The sequence below is a fragment of the Ferdinandcohnia sp. SAFN-114 genome (assembly GCF_059415045.1).
The window spans coordinates 1-8,556 of sequence record NZ_JBPFDQ010000136.1; the positions used below are offsets into that span (position 1 = coordinate 1).

At 36.0% G+C, this 8,556-nt stretch carries 9 protein-coding genes; 6 read left to right on the forward strand and 3 right to left on the reverse strand.

The annotated features are described in order from the left end of the window. Nucleotides 1–48 precede the first annotated feature (48 nt). Nucleotides 49–564, forward strand: a complete 516-nt coding sequence (locus tag ACR65M_RS25525; RefSeq protein WP_440274796.1) for a GDYXXLXY domain-containing protein — start codon at nucleotides 49–51, stop codon at nucleotides 562–564. 100 nt (nucleotides 565–664) lie between these two features. Continuing rightward, nucleotides 665–1,864 (forward strand): M20 family metallopeptidase, encoded by a 1,200-nt coding sequence (locus ACR65M_RS25530; protein WP_440274797.1) that lies wholly within the window; start codon nucleotides 665–667, stop codon nucleotides 1,862–1,864. A 47-nt stretch (nucleotides 1,865–1,911) separates the two neighbouring features. Here ACR65M_RS25530 and ACR65M_RS25535 read toward each other — a convergent pair whose 3' ends face one another. The 3 genes from ACR65M_RS25535 to ACR65M_RS25545 all read right to left on the reverse strand — a co-directional run bounded on the left by ACR65M_RS25535 (nucleotide 1,912) and on the right by ACR65M_RS25545 (nucleotide 4,651). After that, a complete protein-coding gene (locus ACR65M_RS25535) occupies nucleotides 1,912–2,622 on the reverse strand; it encodes an EcsC family protein (protein ID WP_341332480.1) in 711 nt (236 codons plus the stop codon). A 66-nt stretch (nucleotides 2,623–2,688) separates the two neighbouring features. Next, entirely contained in the window at nucleotides 2,689–3,918 is a 1,230-nt protein-coding gene (locus ACR65M_RS25540) for an ABC transporter permease (RefSeq protein WP_440274798.1), read from the reverse strand. Then, on the reverse strand, nucleotides 3,911–4,651 hold the full coding sequence (locus ACR65M_RS25545; protein WP_440274799.1) for an ABC transporter ATP-binding protein: 741 nt from the start codon (nucleotides 4,649–4,651) through the stop codon (nucleotides 3,911–3,913). The genes ACR65M_RS25540 and ACR65M_RS25545 overlap by 8 nt, the downstream gene beginning before the upstream one ends. 735 nt (nucleotides 4,652–5,386) lie before the next feature. Between ACR65M_RS25545 and ACR65M_RS25550 the strand changes: the two genes are divergently transcribed. The 4 genes from ACR65M_RS25550 (at nucleotide 5,387) to ACR65M_RS25565 (ending at nucleotide 8,139) form a co-directional block, all read left to right on the forward strand. Next, on the forward strand, nucleotides 5,387–5,815 hold the full coding sequence (locus ACR65M_RS25550) for an HIT family protein (RefSeq protein ID WP_341332483.1): 429 nt from the start codon (nucleotides 5,387–5,389) through the stop codon (nucleotides 5,813–5,815). A 149-nt stretch (nucleotides 5,816–5,964) separates the two neighbouring features. Beyond that, complete coding sequence (gene serC / locus ACR65M_RS25555; protein WP_341332484.1) at nucleotides 5,965–7,047, forward strand: 3-phosphoserine/phosphohydroxythreonine transaminase; 1,083 nt, start codon at nucleotides 5,965–5,967, stop codon at nucleotides 7,045–7,047. 118 nt (nucleotides 7,048–7,165) lie between these two features. Continuing rightward, on the forward strand, nucleotides 7,166–7,684 hold the full coding sequence (locus ACR65M_RS25560; protein WP_099353390.1) for a tryptophan transporter: 519 nt from the start codon (nucleotides 7,166–7,168) through the stop codon (nucleotides 7,682–7,684). Between the two features lie 257 nt (nucleotides 7,685–7,941). Continuing rightward, nucleotides 7,942–8,139 (forward strand): sporulation YhaL family protein, encoded by a 198-nt coding sequence (locus tag ACR65M_RS25565; RefSeq protein WP_121447087.1) that lies wholly within the window; start codon nucleotides 7,942–7,944, stop codon nucleotides 8,137–8,139. Nucleotides 8,140–8,556 lie beyond the last annotated feature (417 nt).

Below are 8,556 nucleotides of genomic sequence, written 5' to 3' on the forward strand. Positions count from 1 at the left end.
ATGTCACAATACTTATCTCAAGTATTGCCATTTTGGAGGTGTTTTATATTGTCTCACTATTTTAGGTTAGTCCAGGTTTTTTCAAAAAAGCAGTGGATTCTTATTGGACTCATTCTTCTTTTGCAGTTGACGATCGCGGGATACCAAATTGGGACTAGTGAGTCATTATTAAATAACGGTAAAGAAATTACACTTGAGTTAGCACCTGTTGACCCCCGTTCGATGCTTCAGGGTGATTATGTTATCTTGCGTTACGAAATTGCAGAAGTCAATGAATTAAAAAATGTTCATTCAGGAAATAAAGTGTTTATTCTGGCAAAAGAAGACCAACATGGTATCTATCAACGGGAGAAAATACTCACTTCTATAAATCCTCGTGACTATCAACTCGCTCAAGATGAGGTCCTAATTGCTGGTAAGTACAATGGCTATAATGGTATTATCATCGGTATAGAAAGTTATTTTGTTAAAGAAGGTACAGGTTTAGACTTACAGCGCAATGCAAAATACGCTAAAGTAAAAGTTTCGAGAACCGGAAATTCAATACTACAGTCAATTGAGTAGGAGGCAAACTGTCCTCCTTTTTTTATGCAAAATTACAATACGATACAACTTATCATGATATAATTTATAAGTATTATAATTTGAAGGGGAGAATCGAGAAATGTTACAAAACCTATATGAATCTTTAGACAAAAAATATTCAGAATTGGTTGAAATTCGACGTTATTTACATCAACACCCAGAAGTTTCCTTTAAAGAATATAAAACCGCTGAATACATCTCGAATTTTTATAAAAGTTTAGGAATTGAAGTGCGTACAAATGTAGGTGGTAATGGTGTTGTTGCGAAAATTCATGGTAACAAACCAGGTCCAACTGTAGCTTTACGCGCTGATTTCGATGCTCTTCCAATTCAGGACGAAAAGGATGTACCTTATAAATCAACTGTCCCTGGTGTGATGCATGCTTGTGGACATGATGGACATACTGCTACATTGCTAGTATTAGCAAAAACACTTCATGAAATGAAGGAACAACTCGCAGGAACAGTCGTCCTTATCCACCAACACGCAGAAGAATTTGCTCCAGGTGGTGCTATTTCTATGATTGAAGATGGGTGTCTTGAAGGTGTAGATGTCGTATTCGGCACTCATTTATGGGCAACAACACCGACTGGAACGATTGAATACCGCGTTGGTCCAATCATGGCTGCTGCAGATCGTTTTGAAGTTAAAATTCAAGGATCAGGTGGCCACGGAGCACATCCACATACCACTAAGGATGCCGTTGTTATTGGCTCTCAGTTAGTTATGAATTTACAACAAATTGTGAGCAGACGCGTTGACCCAGTTGAATCTGCAGTTGTATCAGTAGGCTCGTTCGTTGCAGAAAATCCGTTTAACGTAATTGCAGACTCAGTTAAACTTGGAGGAACAGTGCGAACATTTAGTGAAGATGTTAGAGACCAAATCGAACATGAAATAGAGCGAATTGTAAAAGGAACATGTATTGCAGCAGATTCCACTTACTCCTATGCCTTTCATCGTGGTTACCCTGCTGTCGTTAATCATAAAGAACAAACGGATTTCCTAGTTAAAGCTGCTGAAAATGTACCTGGTGTTATAAATGTTACGGAAGCTGCTCCTCAAATGGGTGGCGAGGATTTTGCTTATTATTTACAGCATGTACCTGGAACTTTCTTCTTTACAGGCGCGAAGCCCGCTGATGAAACAAAAGCTTATTCACATCATCATCCAAAATTTGATATTGATGAGAAAGCAATGCTTATAGCTGCCAAAACATTAGGAACAGCAACATTAAACTATCTTTCAGTCGAAAAATCAGAAGAAGCTACAGTATAAAAATAAAACGCAAGAATGTTGTATTTCGCACCATTCTTGCGTTTTTATTATTGTAGTATTCGAATACGATAACAATTTTTCGCAACTTCTCCTAAGTGATCAAGTAAATTGTAATTGGCATATGCCCCAACAACAGCTCCAACACCTGGAAGTAATTGAAGCATTTTTACAAAATCAATATAATCACGGTATTCTTGTTGGAAGACACGCCAATCCATTTCGACTAGGCTCTCTTTCTCAAGTTCCCAATTCTCGATAATGTGAAATGTTTTCTTTTTATGTTCATCACTAGAAAAAGCCAATTGAAACACATATAACAAGAAAAGACGTTCCTCATATTTTTTCGTATCAAATCCATGTATCGCTGCTACTTCAAATAAAAATTTCATCTTTATTGAAAGAAGCAAAGGAAAATCGGCCAAGGCTAGAAAAAAACCTCCTGCCCCTGTACCTGCTCCTTCCGCAGCTGCAGTTCGTCTATAGACTGTTAATTTTTCTTCTATTAGCTTTTCTTTTACCTGCAATGTCATTTCATCCGGGTAGTTTCCCTTTGTTGTATATTCTGACCCAACTAACGTAGCTTGAACCATCTTCTTGATGCTCTCGGTAATGACAGTGTGGGCTTTTTCGGGAATCATTTCGTTCACTTTTGTTTGAGCTTTTTTTGAGACACGTTGGAGCATAGTAGATTTTTTAATCAGCTTTTTTCGCCATTGAAATAATTCCTCTTCTACTTTTAACAGATATGAATCATCCATGCACCCTCTACCCCTTTATTAATTTAATACTTACTACGATTTAAAATAGGGATAGGTTTCAAATGATTACCTATACATCCGGTCAAGCTTTTTTACCTTCCCCTTTGTATAAACAAATACAAAAAGATACACGAACACTAGACCAACAACAAATAATAAGATTGTTATCGAGAATTCAACTGTAAGTAAAAGGATTATTGTAAATAAGACACATTGAACTACTAGCAGCTGAAATAGAAGCTGTAAATAAGAGGATAATTTCGATTCTTCACTTACCGGATATAATCGAACCCATATTTTAAAACTATGGTGTCTCCATAATGTCATAAGCTGATAGCCTGTTAAATATAAAAATAATATCATCACAAACGCTTTACCATAATGAAATGGGACGAAATAAATAATCAATCCGCCAATGATGGTTAGCCTCGCATACAAACCTAAGTAGTCGCTTGTCCGCAAAAAGGTACACGTATATAGATAGCGAAATGTATTTTTCTTAGAGTATGAAATTAGACCGGTAACCCAGTTAAGCCAAGGTCGTTTTTTCACCTGCTCCTTTAGTTTAGGAACATCTGTGAATAAATTAGCAATTCGATAAAAAGTAAGCATTCTCTTTGACTCTAACTCGATTAATGTATTCCATTTTAGACCTTTACCCTCGACTGCTTTATGAAAATAAAGAAGTAGCCCAAGCATGAGTATCACGACACAACCGATAAAAATGATCGATGCATCAGAAAATAATAAATACATTAGCACGATATTTAAAATAAGCCGAATTACGTTGTCAGTATAATAAGTTGAGTTTTCTTGGTCATGCTGAGTTAACCATGTCATGAGCAAGTTCCACGCCTTGCTCAAAAGAACAATTACAAAAATAGCTACTAAGGATGAAAATGTTTTATCTGTGACAGCAAGATATAAAGGTGCTGCAATTGCAAACACAATTAATAATAAGTAAATTTGAGAAAACAAGCTATACCAAAATGCCTTTTGAAAATAAGGGGTTAACTTCGTTTCAATTGGCAATAAGAAGACAAGGTCTGGCTCTTTCACTAAGGATTGAACTCGACTTCTAGTCAGTATAGCTCCTAAAGCAAGTGCAATAATAATCGCGTAAGGAAATTCCTTAGGAACATCCTGTAGCCAATAATTATAGTAGTATGCCCCTCCGCCACCTAAAAAGAGGAGAGCGATTAACAAATGGTCATTTAACATATACCGCAAATAACGGCTAATTTCTTTAAAATGTTGGACCTGGCGTTTTTTCCATAGTTCTTTGATATCAATCATTTTCTTCTTCCTTTGTCAGGCTGATATAAATATCATCGAGTGATGCGTTCTCCATTTTGAATTGCCTGCGGAGATCTTCTAAGGCCCCTGAAGCCTTTACTTTTCCGTTATGTAAAATAATAAAGGAATCACAATACTTTTCTGCAGTCGCTAAAATATGGGTAGACATTAAAATGCCCGCACCTTGATTTTTCTTTTTATTCATTAGCTCTAACAAGGATTGAATACCAAGTGGATCTAAACCTACAAAAGGTTCATCTATGATATACACATCTGGATCAACTAAAAAGGCACACATAATCATGACTTTTTGCTTCATTCCTTTTGAGAAATGAGCTGGGAAAAACTTTACCTTTTTTTCCATTCGAAATTCTCTTAATAAAGGATCAATTCTTTCTTCAAATACTTTCTTATCAAGTCCATAAGCCATTGCGGTTAATTCAAGATGTTCATAAAGGGTTAACTCATCATAAAGAATTGGTGTTTCTGGAATAAAACTAAACTTGGATCGATAGGCTTCCATGTCCTCTTGAATCGTTTTCCCCTGAATATGAATAGACCCTTTCTTTGGCTCCATTAAACCAATTATATGTTTAATTGTCGTGCTTTTCCCCGCACCGTTTAATCCGATTAATCCTACAATTTCGTTTTGATTAACTTTGAAGGAAACATCCTTAAGAACAGGATTTTTTGTGTAACCACCGGTTAGATTTTTTATCTCTAGTAGTGCCATGTAAAGCTCCCTTCTTATCATACAAGTTTTTTCGTTTTCTGATGTCTAGCTCCAAGCGCCATCGGCTCCAGGGCCTAAGCCATCGCTTCCTTCTTTTTGCTCAACTTAAGCTTGTTGCCTATCGCTGAGCGCCTTGCGCTTTTCTTTTTATCATATCAAAAATTGCCATTTTTACATAGTTAAAAAAATTGAATAGAACATTTTAAAACGGCCATACTAATTTTTGAAGAGGGCAAGAAAAAAAGCCTTTGATGTTAATCATCTACCTGGAATGAGGTGTTTGTTAAAGACAATATCCTTGTTTTAGACGACAGCTTTTTATATCTGTTATAAGGGGATGGTTACTTTGGGAAATGTGAGAATAAAGTAAGTTCGAAACAAATTACCACTAACAAAATAACAATATTTTGTAAATGAGGTGTTTGTTAAAGGCTACCTAGTCGCTTTATAAGTTGTATTAACTTATAAACATTAGACAAGGGGATGGTCCGCTTGAACTACGGAATTGACTCACTCCAATAGATAAAGACTTTCATTCCTAAAAAAAATGAGGTGTTTATCAAAGATACCGTTAACCTATAACAAGAAAGCCTTCTTCAGAAACAGGATGCATCCTTTGCGATTGCATCCTGTTTTCTTTTTTAAAAATTGGTTACAACATGAAAATTTTAACATCGTATGAACATGTGATAAAATACTAGTTATTAACTGAATTATTGAAAGGAATGGACGTAAATGAGTGATTGTATTTTTTGTAAAATCATCAATGGAGAAATTCCAAGTGCAAAGGTTTTTGAAAATGAACACGTGTATGCCTTCCTAGACATCAGCCAAGTATCGAAAGGACATACTCTTGTTATCCCAAAAGTACATAAAGAAAATGTATTTGAATTAACGCCAGAAATTGCCCAAAATATCTTTGAAGTTGTACCATCTATTGCAAACGCAATAAAAAAAGAATTCAATCCAATCGGTATGAACCTTTTGCAAAATAACGGTGAGCAAGCTGGACAATCTGTATTCCACTTTCATTTACACCTTATCCCTCGTTATGGAAAAGGCGATGGATTTGGCATCGTATGGAAGTCTCATGAAAGTCAATATTCATCGGATGATTTAAAAAATATTGCCTCAAGCATTTCAAAAACAATTGAACAGAATTAACCTCTAAAAAGGCAAGACTTAGGTCTTGTCTTTCTTTATGTCGTGAAAGCGCTATTCTGTGTTTTTTCTAAAAATTTCACTTTTTTTTTCATAAAAACATGATAAGATAACTTTATTCAACTAAAGCAACAAAATAGGAGGATTCAATTATGCAACGAGCTTACAATTTTAATGCCGGTCCCTCTGCTCTTCCAATTGAAGTATTAAATCGAGCCCAAGCAGAACTTAATAATTTCAAAGGAACTGGCATGTCTGTAATGGAATTAAGCCATCGAAGTAAGGAATATGATCAAGTACATCAACAAGCTATTTCTGATTTACGTAGTCTCATGCGAATTCCTGATGACTACCAAGTATTATTTTTACAAGGTGGCGCAAGTTTACAATTCTCAATGATTCCCATGAACTTTCTCACTCCAGGTAAAATAGGTGACTACATATTAACTGGTTCTTGGTCACAAAAGGCACTTGATGAGGCAAATAAACTTGGTGAAACCAATATAGTCGCTTCCAGTAAAGAAGATAAATACAATTACATCCCTGAAATAGGTGCAAACGCTCATTCAGAGAACTCAGCTTATGTTCATATCACATCAAACAACACCATATATGGTACACAATGGGAAAAGTACCCTACCTATACAAATGTGCCATTAATTGCAGATATGTCCAGTGATATTTTATGTAGAGAAATTAATGTAGAACAATTCGGGATGATCTATGCTGGTGCTCAAAAAAATCTTGGTCCATCTGGGGTCACCGTTGCTATTATTAAAGATTCCTTATTAAAAGAAGGCAATAGCAATCTACCTACCATGTTGGATTACAAAACACACGTAAAATCTAATTCACTTTATAATACACCACCTACTTTTTCAATTTACATGCTTTCGCTTGTGCTTGAATGGGTCAAGGAGCAAGGTGGCGTTCCTGCAATTGAAGCGATGAATAATGAAAAAGCAGCTCTTTTATACCAGACAATTGATGAATCTGATGGTTTCTATAAAGCTCATGCTAAAAAAGGCAGTCGTTCCACGATGAATGTATCATACACACTTCCAAGCGAAGAGCTTACTAAAAAGTTTTTAATACAAGCTAAGGAAAAAGGTTTCGTAGGGTTAAATGGACATCGCTCTATCGGTGGGTGCCGTGCTTCCATATACAATGCGGTACCTTATGAGTCTGTTGAAGCCCTCGCTTTATTTATGAAGGCATTTAAATCAGATAATTAGAACTGTAAATTGGTCTAATAGTCTGATATACTGATAGATAAGATTCTTGCAATAGGCAATGAGTGCACTATTGGAGAATCCAAAAATATAGCTTAGAAAAGCTGAGGAGAGATGAGAAATGAATACAAAAGTTTTAGTATTTTTAGCATTATTAGTTGGAATGGGTGCTGTACTACACACAGTTATGCCGGGAATATACCTAGGTATGAAGCCTGACTTATTGTTAATCTTCATGTTTTTAGGAATTATGTTATTCCCTGAAAAGAAATACGTATTGCTTGTAGCAATTGTCGGCGGTGTGATTTCAGCATTGACAACAACCTTCCCAGGTGGTCAAATTGCGAACCCTGTCGATAAATTAGTATCAGCATTCGTATTCTATGGCATGTTTACAGTTGCAAGAAAGCAGACACAATCACTAGTAATGGTATGTGCTATTACTGCAGTAGGAATTTTAGTTTCTGGATTTGTTTTCTTAAACACTGCACTTATAATTGCTGGTCTACCTGGAACATTCATCGGATTGTTCATTGGTGTAGTCATCCCAGCAACTGTAATGGGTACAATTGCAATGGCGATTATTTATCCAGTTGCACAACAAATTATAAGACGTACAAACTTTACAGTTAGTGCATAATCATGAATCTCCGGTGTCCGACTTATTGGCGGGCACCCTTTTTCTGTCCAATTTTGTAAATTAGTTAAAATCGATAGAACTGAAGTAAAACTGATAGAATGAAAATATATAATTCATAGAAAAGAAATAATGTCGATAGAATCAAGTGATCCATCGTTCCTACTCCTCATCTCCATCAAAAATCTATGAAATTAAGTGATATCTAGTCATTTCTCATCATATAGTAGAAGTAAAAAGTGGGACAAGGAGTGGAATCTATGTTAACAGTACCTTGGTTTGTATATGTAGCGTTATTTGGAGTTCTTTTTAGTGCATATATGGTGATTAGAACATCTAGAGAGGAAAAGAAGATTGAAGACTCCTATATTGAACAAGAAGGTAATGTATATATCGAACGTATGAATAGCGAAAAAGAAAAACGTTCTAAGCAAATGAATAAACCAGAGGCCATGTAGAAGTCGAAAAGCGCAAGTCCTTGAAAGAGGAACATCGACTAACTACTACTGCCACGTCCTGTGGCAAACGTCGATGTCAGCATTTCCTGTGAAAGTCCGACAAGCATAACAAAAGCCGGCTGAAAGGATCTCTTTTATCCATCTTGCCGGCTTGGCTTGAACAGAGAGGGGCTAGGCGCTGAAGCTAGACAATATAAAAAGGACCGTTTAAAAACGGTCCTTTCAGAGTGTCGACAAAAGGCATTTGGGAATTCTCTTATTCCCAAATGCCTTTTACTTTTTTCTTTTTTATCAAAACTGGCAATTATTTTTGAGTATATGCTGTCCTAGCTTGCATATTATTTATGCAAGCTGTGGACCTGCCCAAGTCCAATTTGCTAGTTTCTTTAAGTTCATTGCAGCAAAAGTTAACATCGC